This is a genomic window from Marinifilum flexuosum (genome assembly GCF_003610555.1).
Lineage (GTDB): Bacteria > Bacteroidota > Bacteroidia > Bacteroidales > Marinifilaceae > Marinifilum > Marinifilum flexuosum.
Genome location: NZ_RAPQ01000009.1, coordinates 431,354 through 446,914, shown reverse-complemented (window position 1 = coordinate 446,914; position 15,561 = coordinate 431,354). Strand labels below are relative to the sequence as shown.

General features: G+C 34.0%; 16 protein-coding genes. 11 read left to right on the top strand and 5 right to left on the bottom strand.

Annotated features, from left to right (window positions below):
- Positions 1-54 precede the first annotated feature (54 nt).
- A complete protein-coding gene (locus BXY64_RS11680; RefSeq protein WP_120240174.1) occupies positions 55-735 on the bottom strand; it encodes a hypothetical protein in 681 nt (226 codons plus the stop codon).
- 434 nt (positions 736-1,169) lie between these two features.
- Between BXY64_RS11680 and arcC the strand changes: the two genes are divergently transcribed.
- Both arcC and BXY64_RS11670 read left to right on the top strand, forming a co-directional pair.
- Positions 1,170-2,126, top strand: a complete 957-nt coding sequence (gene arcC, locus BXY64_RS11675; protein ID WP_120240173.1) for a carbamate kinase — start codon at positions 1,170-1,172, stop codon at positions 2,124-2,126.
- A 92-nt stretch (positions 2,127-2,218) separates the two neighbouring features.
- Positions 2,219-3,220, top strand: coding sequence for an ornithine carbamoyltransferase (locus BXY64_RS11670; RefSeq protein ID WP_120240172.1), 1,002 nt, complete (start codon positions 2,219-2,221; stop codon positions 3,218-3,220).
- 151 nt (positions 3,221-3,371) lie between these two features.
- Here BXY64_RS11670 and BXY64_RS11665 read toward each other — a convergent pair whose 3' ends face one another.
- From BXY64_RS11665 to BXY64_RS11655, 3 genes are all read right to left on the bottom strand, one after another.
- Positions 3,372-3,545, bottom strand: coding sequence for a FeoB-associated Cys-rich membrane protein (locus tag BXY64_RS11665; protein ID WP_120240171.1), 174 nt, complete (start codon positions 3,543-3,545; stop codon positions 3,372-3,374).
- A gap of 3 nt (positions 3,546-3,548) precedes the next feature.
- Complete coding sequence (gene feoB / locus BXY64_RS11660) at positions 3,549-6,113, bottom strand: ferrous iron transport protein B (protein WP_245996655.1); 2,565 nt, start codon at positions 6,111-6,113, stop codon at positions 3,549-3,551.
- Positions 6,114-6,368: 255 nt separating this feature from the next.
- Positions 6,369-6,764 carry a DUF3276 family protein gene (locus BXY64_RS11655; RefSeq protein WP_120240170.1) on the bottom strand — a complete coding sequence of 132 codons (396 nt, stop codon included), beginning with the start codon at positions 6,762-6,764 and terminating at the stop codon, positions 6,369-6,371.
- Positions 6,765-7,050: 286 nt separating this feature from the next.
- Here BXY64_RS11655 and nusB point away from each other — a divergent pair, with 286 nt between their 5' ends.
- The 8 genes from nusB to BXY64_RS11615 all read left to right on the top strand — a co-directional run bounded on the left by nusB (position 7,051) and on the right by BXY64_RS11615 (position 13,168).
- Complete coding sequence (gene nusB / locus BXY64_RS11650) at positions 7,051-8,001, top strand: transcription antitermination factor NusB (protein WP_120240169.1); 951 nt, start codon at positions 7,051-7,053, stop codon at positions 7,999-8,001.
- Positions 8,002-8,125: 124 nt separating this feature from the next.
- Positions 8,126-8,575: a DUF1573 domain-containing protein gene (locus BXY64_RS11645; protein WP_120240168.1), complete on the top strand. Its 450-nt coding sequence runs from the start codon at positions 8,126-8,128 to the stop codon at positions 8,573-8,575.
- Positions 8,576-8,636: 61 nt separating this feature from the next.
- The gene (gene yajC / locus BXY64_RS11640) at positions 8,637-8,954 is read left to right on the top strand and encodes a preprotein translocase subunit YajC (RefSeq protein ID WP_120240167.1); all 318 of its coding nucleotides are present in this window, start codon (positions 8,637-8,639) and stop codon (positions 8,952-8,954) included.
- A 50-nt stretch (positions 8,955-9,004) separates the two neighbouring features.
- A complete protein-coding gene (locus tag BXY64_RS11635; protein ID WP_120240166.1) occupies positions 9,005-10,018 on the top strand; it encodes a CdaR family protein in 1,014 nt (337 codons plus the stop codon).
- A gap of 9 nt (positions 10,019-10,027) precedes the next feature.
- Entirely contained in the window at positions 10,028-10,618 is a 591-nt protein-coding gene (gene coaE, locus BXY64_RS11630) for a dephospho-CoA kinase (protein ID WP_120240165.1), read from the top strand.
- Between the two features lie 103 nt (positions 10,619-10,721).
- Positions 10,722-11,441: a TerB family tellurite resistance protein gene (locus BXY64_RS11625; protein WP_120240164.1), complete on the top strand. Its 720-nt coding sequence runs from the start codon at positions 10,722-10,724 to the stop codon at positions 11,439-11,441.
- Positions 11,442-11,532: 91 nt separating this feature from the next.
- Complete coding sequence (locus tag BXY64_RS11620; RefSeq protein ID WP_120240520.1) at positions 11,533-11,949, top strand: DUF5606 family protein; 417 nt, start codon at positions 11,533-11,535, stop codon at positions 11,947-11,949.
- Between the two features lie 694 nt (positions 11,950-12,643).
- Positions 12,644-13,168, top strand: a complete 525-nt coding sequence (locus BXY64_RS11615; RefSeq protein ID WP_120240163.1) for a GNAT family N-acetyltransferase — start codon at positions 12,644-12,646, stop codon at positions 13,166-13,168.
- Positions 13,169-13,248: 80 nt separating this feature from the next.
- Here the strand turns inward: BXY64_RS11615 and BXY64_RS11610 are convergent, their stop codons facing one another.
- Entirely contained in the window at positions 13,249-14,475 is a 1,227-nt protein-coding gene (locus BXY64_RS11610) for a carboxypeptidase-like regulatory domain-containing protein (protein ID WP_120240162.1), read from the bottom strand.
- A gap of 335 nt (positions 14,476-14,810) precedes the next feature.
- Here BXY64_RS11610 and BXY64_RS11605 point away from each other — a divergent pair, with 335 nt between their 5' ends.
- Positions 14,811-15,500, top strand: a complete 690-nt coding sequence (locus tag BXY64_RS11605; protein WP_120240161.1) for a DUF4164 family protein — start codon at positions 14,811-14,813, stop codon at positions 15,498-15,500.
- Positions 15,501-15,561: the final 61 nt, after the last annotated feature.

Below are 15,561 nucleotides of genomic sequence, written 5' to 3'. Positions count from 1 at the left end.
AAATCCACAGTTTTACTAGTGTTCGGAAGATTAATTTTTGCCTAAAATCTTTAACTAGTTGAAACCTAAAATATATTTCTTCAAAGTTGCCTTATCAGAAAGAACGTAGTCTGCAGGAACTGTAAATTCATCTGGAGCTATTTTTTCTAAGCTTACACTTTTTGCCGTAAATTTTGTTCTTATTTTATTCATTGTAGTTTCAAACTCCATAAGAACACCTTCAATTTCATTTAATGGTGTGTTTCTGTTTGGATTTGCAAGACCAATTTCTTCTGTATACGCAACCTTAATAGGATTTATTGTCTCATCTTCGAAAAAAAGCTGGGCAATTTTACATTTGTACCCCGCTATTATTTTACTTTCATCTAAGTATTTTATTTTTCTGGGAGATAGTTGGTTGTAGATAAAAGCAATCTCACCTTTCGGAAATTCATAGTTGAACTTGTTGTTTAGTACTTTTAGGAGAATATGGCTTTTGTCGCAGTTGAAATTTGAAATAAATTTTGTACTGAAAAAACCAAGATATCCTTCAGAAGTTAAACAGATGTTATTTTCTTTAAATCTTAATTCTACTTTGTTTGGAAGTAGTGCTACAATGGGATTCTCTTTCTCTGAAGCGTAATAACTAACATCGTATATAATAATTCCTTCGTCGGCCTCGGTCTTATTTCTTGATTTTTTACCACAAGAACTTAAGATTATTGCAAATAACAGAAGGAGTATTGGTAGCCTCATAAAATTCGAGTTAGTTGATAAATTTTGTTGCGCATGGTAGTTTTAAAATCTTCTTAAATTTATAAAACATCCTAGAATAATTGATAAAACTAATCTTCTTTCTTGAAGAATCTAAAGTTTCTACGAATAATTTGTTTATTGGTTTTAAATTATGCTGATGTGGGAAATAAAATCAATTTGAGTATGAAATCCAATAATATAAACATAACTGCATTGTTTAGTTCGACCCGTGCAAACGAGTGATATGAAGTTTTCAGTTTGCTTTGAATTTCATTATTTTACAAGTTAAACTACTAAACAGTAAAAAATAAATCTCTGTAATGTGTTGAAAAACAGTGTGTGAAAAAGTTTTTAAAAAAAAGCAAAATTTCTTGTTTTGTAATTTATTTTTTTAGTTTTGCAAAACTAACAAGAAAAACATAAAGCGAAAAGTAATGAATAAATTAGCAGTTGTAGCCTTAGGAGGTAATGCGTTGCTTCGAGGCAATCAGAAAGGTACTGTTGAAGAGCAAAATGCGAACACAACAGATACTTTGGAAAATTTAATTTTCCTTATTAAGGAAGGATACGATATAATCATCGCTCATGGTAATGGCCCTCAGGTTGGTAATATCTTAATGAGAAATGATGCCGGTGAGCAATTGTATAATATTCCTCAAATGCCTTTGGATATTGATGTGGCCGATTCTCAAGGGGGTATTGGTTACATGATTGAGCGTAACTTGAGAAATATTTTAAAGAAGCATGGCATTAAGAAGGATGTTATTACTTTGGTTACTCAGGTTGTTGTTGATAAGGATGATCCAGCATTTGAAAATCCAACGAAACGCGTAGGTAAGATTTATACTAAGGAAGAAGCTGATGCATTGGCTGCAGATAAAGGCTGGATTTTTAAAGAAGAAGTAAAAGCTGATGGTGGATGGAGAAGAGTAGTTCCTTCGCCAAGACCAATGAGAGTTATGAACGAAGAAATCGTTTCAAAATTGGCTCGTGAAGGAAATATTGTTATCACTGTTGGTGGTGGTGGTGTTCCTGTATACGAGGATGCTGATGGTCAGATTTGCCCGGTAGAAGGTGTTATCGATAAAGATTTAGCTTCTGCGTTAATTGGTGCTAGAATTAAAGCTGATGAATTCTATATCTTAACTGATGTTCCATACATTTACAAGAACTTTAAACAACCAAACGAAGAGATTTTGGAATTCTTGGACTATAAGGATACTATGGAATTGATGAACGATGGTCAGTTTGCAGAAGGTAGTATGGCTCCAAAAATCCGTGCTTGTCTTGAATTTGTTCAAAATGGTGGTAAGAAATCGGTAATTACCGAGGCTACAAAACTTGAGGACAGAAAGTATGGTAGTAAAATTACTATGGAATACGAGAACTAAAATTAAATAAGAATCTTGTGCCTTCGTTTTGTTATGTTGGTACAAGACTCTATTTTTGACAAATATTTGTTTATCCTATTAAAATTATAACAATGGCTTTCAATCTTAGAAACAGAAGTTTTTTGAAGCTTTTGGATTTTTCTCCAAAAGAAATTCAGTACATGTTAGATCTTGCAAGAGATTTAAAAAGAGCTAAATATGCTGGTAACGAAGTTCAAACTCTTAAAGGTAAGAACATCGCTTTAATTTTCGAGAAGTCTTCTACTCGTACACGTTGTGCTTTTGAAACAGCTGCTTACGATCAGGGAGCTCACGTAACTTATTTGGGACCTTCAGGATCTCAGATTGGTGTTAAGGAATCTATGGCTGATACTGCACGTGTACTAGGTCGTATGTATGATGGTATTGAGTATCGTGGTTTTGGTCAGACTGTTGTTGAGGAATTGGCTAAGCATGCTGGTGTACCTGTATGGAATGGCTTAACTGATGAGTTCCACCCAACTCAAATTTTGGCTGATTTCCTTACTATGATGGAACACTGTGATAAGCCATTACACCAAGTTTCTTTTGCTTACTTAGGAGATGCAAGAAACAACATGGCTAATTCATTAATGGTAGGTGCTGCTAAAATGGGTATGGATGTAAGAATCGTTGGTCCTAAGAATCTTCAGCCAGAAGAAGAGTTGGTAGCTCAATGTCTTGAAATTGCTAAAGAAACAGGTGCTAAGGTAACTGTTACCGATAACACTGAAGAAGGTGTTAAAGGTTGTGATTTCCTTTATACTGATGTTTGGGTATCAATGGGTGAGCCAGATGAGGTATGGAAAGAAAGAATTGACTTGTTGAAGCCATTCCAAGTGAACAAGGAAACTATGGCAATGACTGGTAATGACAAGTGTAAATTCATGCACTGTCTTCCTGCTTACCACAACAGAGAAACTAAAGTAGGTGAGGAAGTTTACCAGAAGTTTGGTTTAGATGGAATCGAAGTTACTGAAGATGTATTCGAATCTCCAGCATCTATCGTATTTGATGAAGCTGAAAACCGTCTTCATACTATTAAAGCTGTAATGGTTGCTACTTTAGGAGCATAATTAGGCTTTAAGCATAAGATAAATAAAAAGGGATAGCAATTGTTATCCCTTTTTTTATTTTAGTTATGATTAGATTGTGTAATATAAGGTGCTTGTATTTAAAAGTGTGAGGTTTGATTAGTTTTTAAGATATGTAAACTTTTCCTCCTTATCAATTGAAATTGTATGAATCCCCTTGCTTAAGTTCGTTCTTGAAATCGCAACCGCTACATCCGCCACCACAAGCAGATTCTTTTTGTTTTTTTATCATTTGAATTAGTTGGTAGAATGTATATCCAACTGCATAAATGATAATCAGGTATGTTAGTGCAAGTTGTATGTTCATGATTTAAATTATTAAGTTCCCCACTTGGTATACAATGAATGAAACCAGCCAAGCAAGTCCAGTTGTATAAAATACAATAAATGCAGCCCACTTCCAATTTGCTTCTTTAACTAATGCTGCAACTACAGCTACACAAGGAAAATAAATCAAAGTAAAAATCAAGAATGATAAGGCAGTTAAGGCGCTAAATACCTTTTCTCCTGTTCTGTGGCTACCTGTGAATTCCTGTTCTCTTAATTTGCTTCTTAAGCTCTCGCTAGATTCATCGCTACCTTCTCCTTCTTGATACAAGACACCCATTGTACTTACAACTACTTCTTTTGCTGCAATACCTGTAAGCATACTTACTGACATTTTCCAGTCGAAACCCAAAGGATGCATTGCAGGAGCAATAAAATGTCCAATTCTACCGATGTATGAATTTTCCTGTTTTTCTTCAAGCATATCATTGCGTAAGTTAGCTATTTCAGCATCGCTTTGTTCTTGAATGAAACCTTTATCAGCTTCATTTGCATTTTCTAGTTTTTCTTTAGTGCTAGCTTCGTTTTGTGCGATTAAGTTGTTATAATCCTTAGAGTAATCCACTTCTAATGGGAAATATCCCAAGGCCCATATTATTACAGAGGCAACCAAAATAACACCACCCATTTTCTTTAGATACTGTACTCCCTTGCTCCACATGTGTCTTGTAGTTGCTTTTAGAGTTGGAATTCGATATGGAGGCAATTCCATTACAAATGGCGCATCTTTTGATTTAAAAAAGCTGGCTTTAAAAATTTTGGCAAATAAAACAGCTAATACAATGCCAAGCATGTATATGCCAAATAGCATTACACTGGCGTTGTCAGGGAAAAAAGTGCCAATGATTAGAATGTACACAGGTAATCGAGCACTGCACGACATGAATGGAATAATCATCATGGTAAGTATTCTATCGCTTCTGTTTTCCAGTGTTCTGGTAGCCATCATTGCAGGTACATTACATCCAAATCCCATAACCAAAGGAATAAATGACTTTCCATGTAGGCCTATTTTGTGCATTAATTTATCCATGATGAAAGCAGCACGTGCCATATAACCCGTATCCTCCATAAATGAAATAAAGAAGAATAGGATAAGAATGTTAGGGAGAAATACAATTACTCCACCAACACCTCCAATAATTCCATCTATTAGCAGATCTTTTAATGGACCTTCTGCCATTAAGTTGTCAATTAGATTGCTTAAACCTTCTACGCCCATTTCTATCCAACTCATTGGGTATTCTCCCAAATTAAATGTGGCATAGAATGTTAAAAACATAAAGCTTAGGAAGATTGGAAAACCAAATAATTTATGAGTGATAAATGTATCAATCAATGTGGTATTTCTCCTTCTCTTAATAGGACTTTCCTTGTAGGTTTCTTTTAAGGCCCCATCGATAAAACCATATTTGGCATCTGTTATAACCGTCTCACAGACTTCACTAAACTCTTTTTCAATCTTTGCAATTTGTTCTTTTGCTACCGATTTTATCTCAAAATGAAGATCGCTTTCGTGAATAATATGACGAGCACTCTCATCATCTTCCAAAAGCTTTATCGATAGATATCTAGGCGACATGCTAGAAGATAGTTTTCGATCTTTCTTGATTACAGTTTGTATTTTTGAAATAGCACTTTCTACAATTTTACCGTAATTGATATGAATGTGTCTAACTATTGGATCTCTATCCTCATAAACTTCAATCGCCTTGTTGAATAATTCTTTTACTCCTTTACCTTTTGAACTAACCGTTGGAACAATAGGAATTCCCAACATTTTTGATAGTTCTTTAAAGTTGAAAGTAGCTCCTTTCTTTTCCAGTTCATCGTACATATTTAAGGCTAATATTACCTTAATATCCATGTCGATAAGCTGAGTTGTCAGATAAAGGTTTCTTTCTAAGTTTGAAGCATCCACAACGTTGATAACAACATCTGGACTTTCGTTCATTATGTATTTTCTAACGAATAATTCCTCTGGAGTATATGCAGTAAGTGAATAAGTTCCTGGCAGATCCGTTACATCAAACTGATAACCATTTTGTTTTACCTGAGCTTGCTTAGAGTCAACGGTAACACCACTGTAGTTTCCTACGTGTTCTTTCGATCCAGATGCGTAGTTGAATAATGTTGTTTTTCCGGCATTAGGGTTTCCTACAAGAGCTACATTTATTTTTTTGCCTTTTTCTTTAGCTGAGGTTTTTAGTATTTCATCACTAATTGTTCCTTCGAAATCAGATAATTTTATGTGATTCGCTTCTTTTTGAGTAATTACTTCAATTAATGCTGCTTCGCTTCTTCGCAGAGAAACTTCGTACCCCATAATTTCATACTCTACAGGATCTTTTAAAGGAGCATTTTTAATAACAGTAACTTTTTTCCCTTTAACAAAGCCCATTTCGGTAATTCTCTTTCGAAATGCACCATGTCCTAAAACTTTGGTTATTATTCCTTCTTGATTATCTGTTAACTCAGATAGTTTCATTCGTTCTAAATTTCCTTGTTGTGTGTTGTTGCCTGATTTGCCAGGTAGTTTAGTATTCATCATGTGAAGTTATTTCTTACAATGAACACCACAAATTTTCCTAAAAGTTGGTCAAACGTATAGGAAAATTTCAATAATTACAATCCCTATTAGTAGGGATTTTTATTACTAAAAATAAACGGGGCGATATATTTGGACTTAATAAAAATATGCCCAATGCAAATGTAACAGTTTTGCGTTACTTTTTGACACTAGTGTGCAAGAAACAAAAAAAGCTGCTCGTTAAAAGCAGCTTTAAGTTTTATAAAATGATATTTATTCCGATAAATCTTCAAATTCAACGTTTGAATAGGTCTCTGCTTCTAATCCTTCAATTAGTTCTGAGTTTGTATTTTGTTCTTCGGTTACGAACATTTCTTCTACTTCGTTGGTTTCTTGATTCGATGATTTAATAAAATCCAAAGCTTCTAATAATCCTTCAGAAAATTTGTCAAAATCTTCTTTGTATAAAAATACTTTGTGTTTCTCGAAAGAATAATTTCCTTCTTTGTCGTAGCGTTTTTTACTTTCAGTAATTGTTAGATAGTAGTCGTTTTTCCTTGTTGCTTTTACATCAAAGAAGTACGTCCTTTTTCCCGCCCTAACCGCGTTCGAAAAAATTTCATCGCGATTCTTTTTTCCATATCCATCTTTATTGTCGTAACCTTCCATTTCAAATAAAGTTTAATTTATTCTGTTTATTGTCTTCAAAAATAAAAAAATCTGCGTACTAATTGCTATGACTTAGTAATTTATTATCGTAAAAAAGTAATTTAAATTCAGTATGCAAACCTTTTCAATTGGCTTTGATTGACTTACATGATTTTGTTATATGTAAAGTATAGGATAGTCTGATCTTTAATTCTTTTTACTGTTTTTTTCAAAAATACTTGTCGGGTTATAAAAAAAGTCTAATTTTGCAGCCACAATAACAAATTTGTAAAAGTTCTTTAAGGATATGATTAGTAGAAGATTACTTCGAGTGAAAGTATTGCAATTGCTGTATGCGTACTATAAAAACCAGGATCGCACAATTGCAAAAGCTGAAAAAGAATTATTTTTCAGCATTGGAAAAGCTTACGATTTGTACCATTATTTGCTTCTGCTGATTGTAGAGTTGGCTTTTGTTTCAGAAAAAAAGATTGAAACAGCAAAAGCTAAAATTATCCCTACTCAAGAGGACCTTAATCCTAACACCAGATTCATAGACAACAAAGTAATTAGACAATTGGCTGAAAATATTCAGTTGAATAGTTATGCTGAATCCAATACAATTACTTGGATGGATCAGGAAGACTACATTCGATTGTTATTTGATAAGTTGGTGAATTCAGATTTGTATATCGAATATATGAATGCTGAGAATAATTCTTATCAAGATGACAAAAAGTTTGTGGAGAAGTTTTTCTTGACTCTTGTTGCTGCTGATGAAGATTTTTATTCATTAATGGAAGAAAAAAGCATTTATTGGAACGATGAGATCGAGTTTATCATTAGCATGGTAATTAAAACGGTTAAAGGATTAAAAGAGAATGATGATCAGCACACTTCAATTATGTCTTTGTTTAAAGATGACGAAGATGAAGATTACGTGAAAACATTGTTCCGTAAAGCTATAGTGAATCACACTGAACATGTTGAGATGATTCAGAAAAATACCAAAAACTGGGATTTGGAGCGAATTGCTTTTATGGATATCCTTATCATGGAATTAGCTCTTACTGAGTTGAAAGAGTTTCCGAATGTTCCGGTAAAAGTAAGTTTTAATGAGTATCTTGAAATTGCGAAATTTTATAGTACTTCGAACTCAAGCAACTTTATTAATGGTATACTTGATAAGTTGGTTAAAGAGTTAAAAGAAAATGGAAAAGTTAAGAAAGTAGGTAGAGGACTTGTGGGAGAAGTATAGTCTTAACTTTTAATATAAAACAAAAATGCGCTAATCAATGGATTAAGCGCATTTTTGTTTTATATGTACTGATGTGAATGGATTCATTGAAATTTTTGTACTTTCGAAATCCGAAAATTAAAGTATGAGTGCATTAAAAATTAAATATAAAAAGTGGCTGGTTTTAGTTCAACTGTTGATGTTTGTGTTAGGCTGTACAGGTGGGGCATCTAAAGAAAATAAGACTGTTGGTGCAGATAGATTAGAATCAGTGAAATCAGGCAAGTATCCTAAGTTTGAGTTTAGTAAAGAAATACATAAATTTGGGAAGATTTCAGAGGGAGAAATAGGAGTTTGTGATTTCTACTTTAAAAATGTCGGCGAAGACAATCTAATCATTAAAAGTGTAGAAAGTGATTGTGGTTGTGCAAACTTTAAATGGACCAAGAAACCCATTAAAGTGGGAGAAGAGTCGAAAATTACCATCGAGTTCAATTCCAAAGGGCGACATGGTAAGCAATACAAAGTAATTACCATTTTTAGTAATACTTTGCAGAAAAAGAAAAAGCTGATTATTACAGCTAATGTGGAATAGTTATTAAATGATTTGTAATTTTATAATAAATCGGTCGAGAGACCATTAAATTTGGATTGAAATGAATATGCTAAACATCTTATTGATGACTCAGCCTGCAGAAGGTCAGGGAGGTTTAACTTCTTTTATTCCTTTGATTTTAATTGTCGTAGTTTTCTATTTCTTCATGATTCGTCCTCAGATGAAAAAGCAGAAGGAATTAAGAAAGTTCCGTGATGAATTGAAGAAAGGTGATAAAGTTGTAACTACTGGTGGTATTTACGGAAAAGTACTGGAAATTCAGGAGCGTGCAATTATTATGGAAGTAGAAGGACAAAACCGTTTGAAAATTGATAAAGCTGCGGTTGTTAAAGACATGAGTGACGTTGCTCAAAAATAATTTATCAGGCTGTGCCTTAGTAGGCACAGCTTTTCTAAATACTAAGTACCTTGAATAATCTCGATCTTCAGAAACTAAAAGGATATTTTAACAAAGAAAAAATAACATCGAATAAAAAACTATTGGTTTATTTATTCTTTGTTGGTTTATCAACAATTTTTTGGTTTTTGAATGCACTGAGTAAGGAATATACAACGAGTATCAATTACCCTGTATATTACATGAATTTTCCGGAAGATAAGGTGCTTACCAATGATCTTCCCAAGAAGTTAAACTTACGAGTAAAAGCTTATGGCTTCGATTTGCTTCGTTACAAATTGAGTACAGCTTTTTTATCAAATCCATTTGATGTAAATAAGTATACCAATAATAGAATAACAGGTAGTTCGCTTAATAGCTACAATCTACTTACCTCAAGCATAGCAGAGAGAATTGAGAAAGAATTGTCGACAGGTATTCGTTTGGAGGCCATTAGTCCAGACACCATTCGTTTTCAATTTTCACCTATTTTGGAGAAGAAGGTACCGGTAGTATTGGATTTGAAACTGAATTTTGAGCAGCAGTTTATGAAGGGAGGAGCAATTCTTCCTGAATTAGATAGTGTTTTGGTAAAAGGACCTCAATCTTTGCTTGATTCTGTGAAATTTGCAAAAACAGAATTGTTGGAGTTGTCGGGGTTGAAAAAAAGCACAGAGGAGGAGATTGATTTTGAGAAGATTGAAGGAGTTAGTTTCTCACCTAAAAAGTTAACAGTTAATATTCCTGTTGAGCGATTTACTGAGGCTAATAAAAATGTATCGATAAAGGTTGATAATTTACCTGATTCGGTTTTACTGCGTTTATTTCCTGGTGATGTGAAGCTTTCGTATTTCGTAGGAATGAATAAATATGAAAATATTACAGAAGATCATTTCGATGTAAGAGTTGATTATTTAGAAGCTGCACAAGGCGATGGAAACAAATTAAAGGTTGAGTTGAAGCGCAGTCCTGATTTTGTTTCAAATGTTCGTTTTTATCCTCAAACAGTTACTTTCCTAATTGAGAAACGTAAGCCGATTCAATAACAAATTATCATGCTAAAAATAGGATTAACAGGAGGGATTGGTACAGGGAAATCGATTGTCGCCGAAGTATTTAAATTACTGGGAATTCCAGTGTATGTTTCCGATAAGGAAGCAAAACGCTTAATGATAGAAAGTGATGAAATCAGGACTAAGCTAATGGATAGATTTGGTCTTGATGTGTATACTGAGAATAAAACTCTTAATAGAAAATACCTTTCTGATATTATTTTTAATAATCCTGAGGCTTTACAGGATGTAAACACTATTGTTCATCCTGTTGTTCGAAATGATTTTCAAACTTGGAGCGAGAAACAGCAATCGCCATATGTAATACAAGAATCTGCAATATTATTTGACACTGGCTTGTATAAGAATTTTGATAAGATTATTTGTGTTACAGCAGATGAGAAGCTTAGAGTTAAACGTGTTATGAGCCGCGATGGAGTCGATGCTAATGCCGTTAAGGAGCGCATGAAAAATCAACTTGACGAAAGCTTGAAAATCGAAAAGTCAGATTTCGTGATTTATAACAATTCGGATTTAATTCTGCCTCAAATCATGAAAATTCATGAGTCACTTTTGGGTGTTAAACTTTGTTAAGGTTTTGCGATAAATCTGAGAAAAAACCTTAATTATACTATCTTTAAAGCTTTCTGGTGTTTTCTGCCAGATATTATAAAACATTAAAAATTGATTGCCACATATGGGTAGATATGGAAAATGGATAGCCGGAGGCTTAGGTTGGGCTTTTCTTGGACCGATTGGAGGTATATTGGGATACCTGGTTGGTTCTGCTTTTGATACAATTGAAATAGAAGGAGGGAAGGTAGCAGGCCAAACTCGCCAGGGAGATTTCGTTATGAGTTTACTGGTGCTGGTTGCAGCCGTAATGAAAGCTGATGGTAAGGTGCTTCGTTCGGAACTGGATTACGTAAAGGCCAATTTGGTGAAAAGTTTCGGTGCCGCGCGTGCTACTGAAGCAGTTGGAATGCTCAAAGACATTTTAAAGCAAAATATTCCTGTTGAAGAAGTTTGCAGACAGGTTCAGGCTAACCTTGATTATTCTTCGAGATTGCAGTTGATGCACTTCTTGTTTGGAATAGCTCAGGCCGATGGATCGATTTCAAGTTCAGAGCAGGCAATTATCGATAAGATATCATACTATTTGGGAATTCAAGGAAATGATTATTCCTCTATCAAGTCCATGTTTGTGCAGGATACTGACTCGAGTTATAAGATTCTTGGCTTAACTAAAGAAGCTACTGACGAAGAAGTGAAAAAAGCCTATAAAAAAATGGCTGTAAAATATCATCCCGATAAGGTAAGTTACCTTGGTGAAGATGTTCAAGAAGCTGCAAAAGAGAAGTTTCAGAAAGTAAATGAAGCTTTCGAGAAGATTAAGAAAGAGCGCGGCTTTGCATAAAACAAAAGCTTTTAAACTATTTTTTGCCAAATAGTTTTGTATAATACTATGGAATTATAAATTTGTGCTTCCAAAATTAAAATTTGAAAATATGTTGAAAGGAATATTAGCTATATCAGGACATTCGGGTCTTTTTAAAATGGTATCGAATGCAAAAAATGCTTTGATTGTTGAATCGTTGGTTGATAAGAAACGCATGCCAGCTTATGCAACTTCAAAAATTAGCGCATTGGAAGATATCGCAATTTTTACAGATGAAGGAGATGTGCCATTGGCTGACGTTTTCAAAAATATTAAAGAGAAAGAAAACGGAGGAAAGGCAATTAGCCATAAAGCTTCAGGAAATGAATTGAAAGGATATATGGGTGAAGTATTGCCTAACTACGACGAAGATAGAGTGTATGTGTCGGATATGAAGAAAATATTCCAGTGGTATAATTTGCTACAAGAGTACAATCTTCTTGAAGATCTTGATAAAGAGGAAGAAGTTGAAAATACTGAAGAGTAATTTTCAATTCTAAATAATTTGCAAACCGCCTTAGTTTTAAGGCGGTTTTTTTGTGCGAATTGGAATTGTGTGTGTTAAGTTTTATTTATGGAAGAGCTCACCCGTTGGCGGAAGCGATCAATTAATTTTTTGAGAAGCTCGTCCGTTGGTGGAAGTAATCAATTATTTTTTTGAGAAGCTCGTCCGTTGGCGGAAGTGATCAATTATTTTTTTGAGAAGCTCGTCCGTTGGCGGAAGTGATCAATTATTTTTTTGAGAAGCTCGTCCGTTGGCGGAAGTAATCAATTATTTTTTTGGGAAGCTCGTCCGTTGGCGGAAGTGATCAATTATTTTTTTGAGAAGCTCGTCCGTTGGCGGAAGTGATCAATTATTTTTTTGAGAAGCTCGTCCGTTGGCGGAAGTGATCAATTATTTTTTTGGGAAGCTCGTCCGTTGGCGGAAGTGATCAATTAATTTTTTGGGAAGCTCGTCCGTTGGCGGAAGTAATCAATTATTTTTTTGAGAAGCTCGTCCGTTGGCGGAAGAATCCTTATTGAATGAAGAGGAATGGTTTAATCTGCCTTGTTTTAAAGTCTTTTCAACTAGTAATGCATTTTCTAATACATATATCGTGTTAAAATATTGCGCCGAAACGATATTTTCAAGAACTTGTTTGTAAGTAATCGATTGATGTTCAATTTTAAATACACGTGTTATGGAATCAGTAAAGCTTGAAGTACAAAATGTGGTGCTAAGGAAATGGCAAAAAGGTGACGAAGATAGCTTGGTGAAATATGCTGACAATGATGCTGTAGCTAAATTTTTAAAAGATAGCTTTCCAAAACCATATACTTACTCGGATGCCGTTAATTGGGTGCGTTTTGCGAACAGAACCATTGATTCTTATAACCTGGCAATAACTCTTAACGAGGAAGTAATTGGTGCAATTGGTGTAGAAAGACAAAAGGATGTTTATAGAAAATCTGCTGAATTGGGTTATTGGCTAGGCGAGGAATACTGGAACAAGGGTATAATGACCAATGTGGTGAAAGAGATGGTTGAATTGGCATTTCAGAACTTTCCAATTGTTCGATTGTATGCATATGTCTTCTCTGGGAATAAAGCCTCGACGATAGTTTTGGAAAAGGCTGGTTTTGAATTGGAATCAATCCAAAAATCAGCAATCTATAAGAATGGGCAATTTATGGATCAATTGGTTTATGTCATTGTAAGAATATGATTCTGTAGAGACGTAGCATCGCTACGTCTTTGTAATGTGTTTCATGTTAGAAAAAAAAAAAGAGGCTTTCGCCTCTTTCTCTATTCTCCATCAAATATAATATTGTAGGAATCCCAGAACTTCTTATCGAAAGGCATATTTTCGTAGTATGCTCTTTTTTCAATAATCTCCGGATTTTCAGTGTTAATTTTTGTGATAAGCATTTCCGTATTGATGTCAAGTGATTTTGGAATACCAGTTTCTTTTTCTTTCAATTCGTGATGACGCTTATAAGTTACGTAACTTAGGTAATATCTACCTGAGTGTTGTTTGTAAGTCACGCTAAAATCATATTCGATTTTTAAAGGTTGCCATTTTTGTCTGTTCTCATTCACATAGAAACTTCTTCCTTGAGGCGAGTAATTCGTAGCAACAACATGTGTTTCATTCTTAATTACTGCGTAATCTTTGGTTTTAATGTACAATTTACCAGAATAACTTTTTGCATAGTAATCACCTGTATTACTTAGCATCGGACGTTTGCTTTTATAGCTAATTACCCAAATTGAATCATTCTCATATTCGGTGATTTGATCCAATTTTAAATCGTAGAAGCTGATGTGGTTTCCGTTTAAAACATTTCCACGACTTCTTACGATATCCATTTCAAGCAATTCGTCTAAAAAGGTTGAACCATCAGCCAATGAGGCAGGTTCGAAGTTTTTGCGTACCTGCAGGAACCTGTATCCACGCTCTTTGAAAACCTGGTAGGCATCTGCGCGTTGATAACCTTTGTCGTCATAAATTCTAACAGCAGCTTCTCGAAGTCTGTTTAATTTGTCATTTTCAAACTTTTCCGATCGGTAATAAACATCGTAGTTGAAAGGAGTTTGAAGGTAGTTTTCAGGGATTTTTTCAAGTGCAGTTTTAATTCTTTTTTGTAGAACTAGCGATTCGGCCATTACTTCAACTTCACCAATATTGTAGTTTTTTGGTGTCAATATTATCTCAAGGGTATCTACTTGAGTACATTCAGAAACCTTTGCTGTAAAAGTTGAAAAACCAACAGCAGAAGCTTGAATCATTCTTTCATTATATTTCCCAGGAATTTTAAATTCAAAAATTCCATCCAAATTAGATGCAGCACCAATATAAGATCCAATAACACCAACATTGGCAAATGGTATTGGCTCGTTATTTTGTTTGTTGGTTAGTTTACCAACAATTCTGATGATATCTGAATTATCTTCTTTGCTTTCGTTTTCTTGAGAAAAAACTGTAAGTGAGAATGCACATAGCATTACAAGCAATAATCTAAATTTTTGCATGATATGTAGGATTGTTTCTTTTTCTGTTATTCAAATTCTTTGCCAATTTGCATTTGGCAATCATGATATACAAAGATATGTTAATATAAGTGCTAGAAAAGCGATTCTTACGAGAATCCATTTAAAAAATGTTAATTTTAGTCAGAAATATTTATTTTTTGTTGAATAAAAAATATCTTCGCTTGTAATTCAGTTATAGATATAAAATTATCAATTACGAAATTAAAATATAAGTCCTATGAAACGAACATGATTTTTAGCATACTACACTATTCAAAAGTGTGACTAAAATTCATCGAGAGTTCCATCTGACCTAAAAACTAAAATTATAACAGATGAAAATTAAATTGCTTGTTCTGTCTTTGGCATCCTTAATGCTAACATCATGTGTTGTTTCAAAGAAAAAATACGAAGAACTTGAATATGCAAAGCGAAGAAGCGATGCAAAAGTATCTGCCTTAGATAAGGAGAACTCAAAAAAGAAAAAGCAAATCACTCAGTTAAACTCTAAGCTGGATAAGACTTTGGCAGAATATAACGAGATGAAAAATAGTATGGCTGAAAGCAATGCCAAAAAGAATACAGAAATTGATGAGTTAAGTACCGAACTGATGGGATTGGCATCGGATACAACAGCTTTAAAATCACGATTGCATGAAACGCTTACCAAATATAACGACCTGATTAATCAGAATAGCAATAATGAAGGAGCAATAGCTGATTTGAAAAGACAAATCCAAACTTTAAAGACAGATTCTACAAAGCTGGCTCAAGAATTGAAAACAGCAAGTGTTGAGGCTGAGTGGGACAAGAAAAAGTTAGAAACGGAGAAACAAAAATCAATTGAAGCTATTGCAGTAAAAGATAATCAGATCAAAGAAAAAGATGGTAAGCTAGGATGGCTTCGTAAAGAGATAAATAGATTGGAAGGAGAGAAGAAGGAATTGGAAGAAAAACTTGAGTTCATGACCAATCAAAGAAATCTTTTCAAAAAACAATACGAAAAGGCTACCGGAAAAAAATAGTTTGGAAATCCTTAAAAACAAACCATGAATTACTGGATTTGATCTTGTAATTCATGGTTTT

Excerpts from the sequence above, each read along its gene's own strand:
- BXY64_RS11615 (WP_120240163.1), top strand. The coding sequence starts at position 12,644 with ATGGAATCAGTAAAGCTTGAAGTACAAAATGTGGTGCTAAGGAAATGG.
- BXY64_RS11620 (WP_120240520.1), top strand. The coding sequence starts at position 11,533 with ATGTTGAAAGGAATATTAGCTATATCAGGACATTCGGGTCTTTTTAAA.
- feoB (WP_245996655.1), bottom strand. The coding sequence starts at position 6,113 with ATGAATACTAAACTACCTGGCAAATCAGGCAACAACACACAACAAGGA.
- coaE (WP_120240165.1), top strand. The coding sequence starts at position 10,028 with ATGCTAAAAATAGGATTAACAGGAGGGATTGGTACAGGGAAATCGATT.
- yajC (WP_120240167.1), top strand. The coding sequence starts at position 8,637 with ATGAATATGCTAAACATCTTATTGATGACTCAGCCTGCAGAAGGTCAG.
- nusB (WP_120240169.1), top strand. The coding sequence starts at position 7,051 with ATGATTAGTAGAAGATTACTTCGAGTGAAAGTATTGCAATTGCTGTAT.
- BXY64_RS11680 (WP_120240174.1), bottom strand. The coding sequence starts at position 735 with ATGAGGCTACCAATACTCCTTCTGTTATTTGCAATAATCTTAAGTTCT.
- BXY64_RS11645 (WP_120240168.1), top strand. The coding sequence starts at position 8,126 with ATGAGTGCATTAAAAATTAAATATAAAAAGTGGCTGGTTTTAGTTCAA.
- BXY64_RS11605 (WP_120240161.1), top strand. The coding sequence starts at position 14,811 with ATGAAAATTAAATTGCTTGTTCTGTCTTTGGCATCCTTAATGCTAACA.
- BXY64_RS11655 (WP_120240170.1), bottom strand. The coding sequence starts at position 6,764 with ATGGAAGGTTACGACAATAAAGATGGATATGGAAAAAAGAATCGCGAT.
- BXY64_RS11610 (WP_120240162.1), bottom strand. The coding sequence starts at position 14,475 with ATGCAAAAATTTAGATTATTGCTTGTAATGCTATGTGCATTCTCACTT.
- BXY64_RS11625 (WP_120240164.1), top strand. The coding sequence starts at position 10,722 with ATGGGTAGATATGGAAAATGGATAGCCGGAGGCTTAGGTTGGGCTTTT.
- BXY64_RS11670 (WP_120240172.1), top strand. The coding sequence starts at position 2,219 with ATGGCTTTCAATCTTAGAAACAGAAGTTTTTTGAAGCTTTTGGATTTT.
- BXY64_RS11665 (WP_120240171.1), bottom strand. The coding sequence starts at position 3,545 with ATGAACATACAACTTGCACTAACATACCTGATTATCATTTATGCAGTT.
- arcC (WP_120240173.1), top strand. The coding sequence starts at position 1,170 with ATGAATAAATTAGCAGTTGTAGCCTTAGGAGGTAATGCGTTGCTTCGA.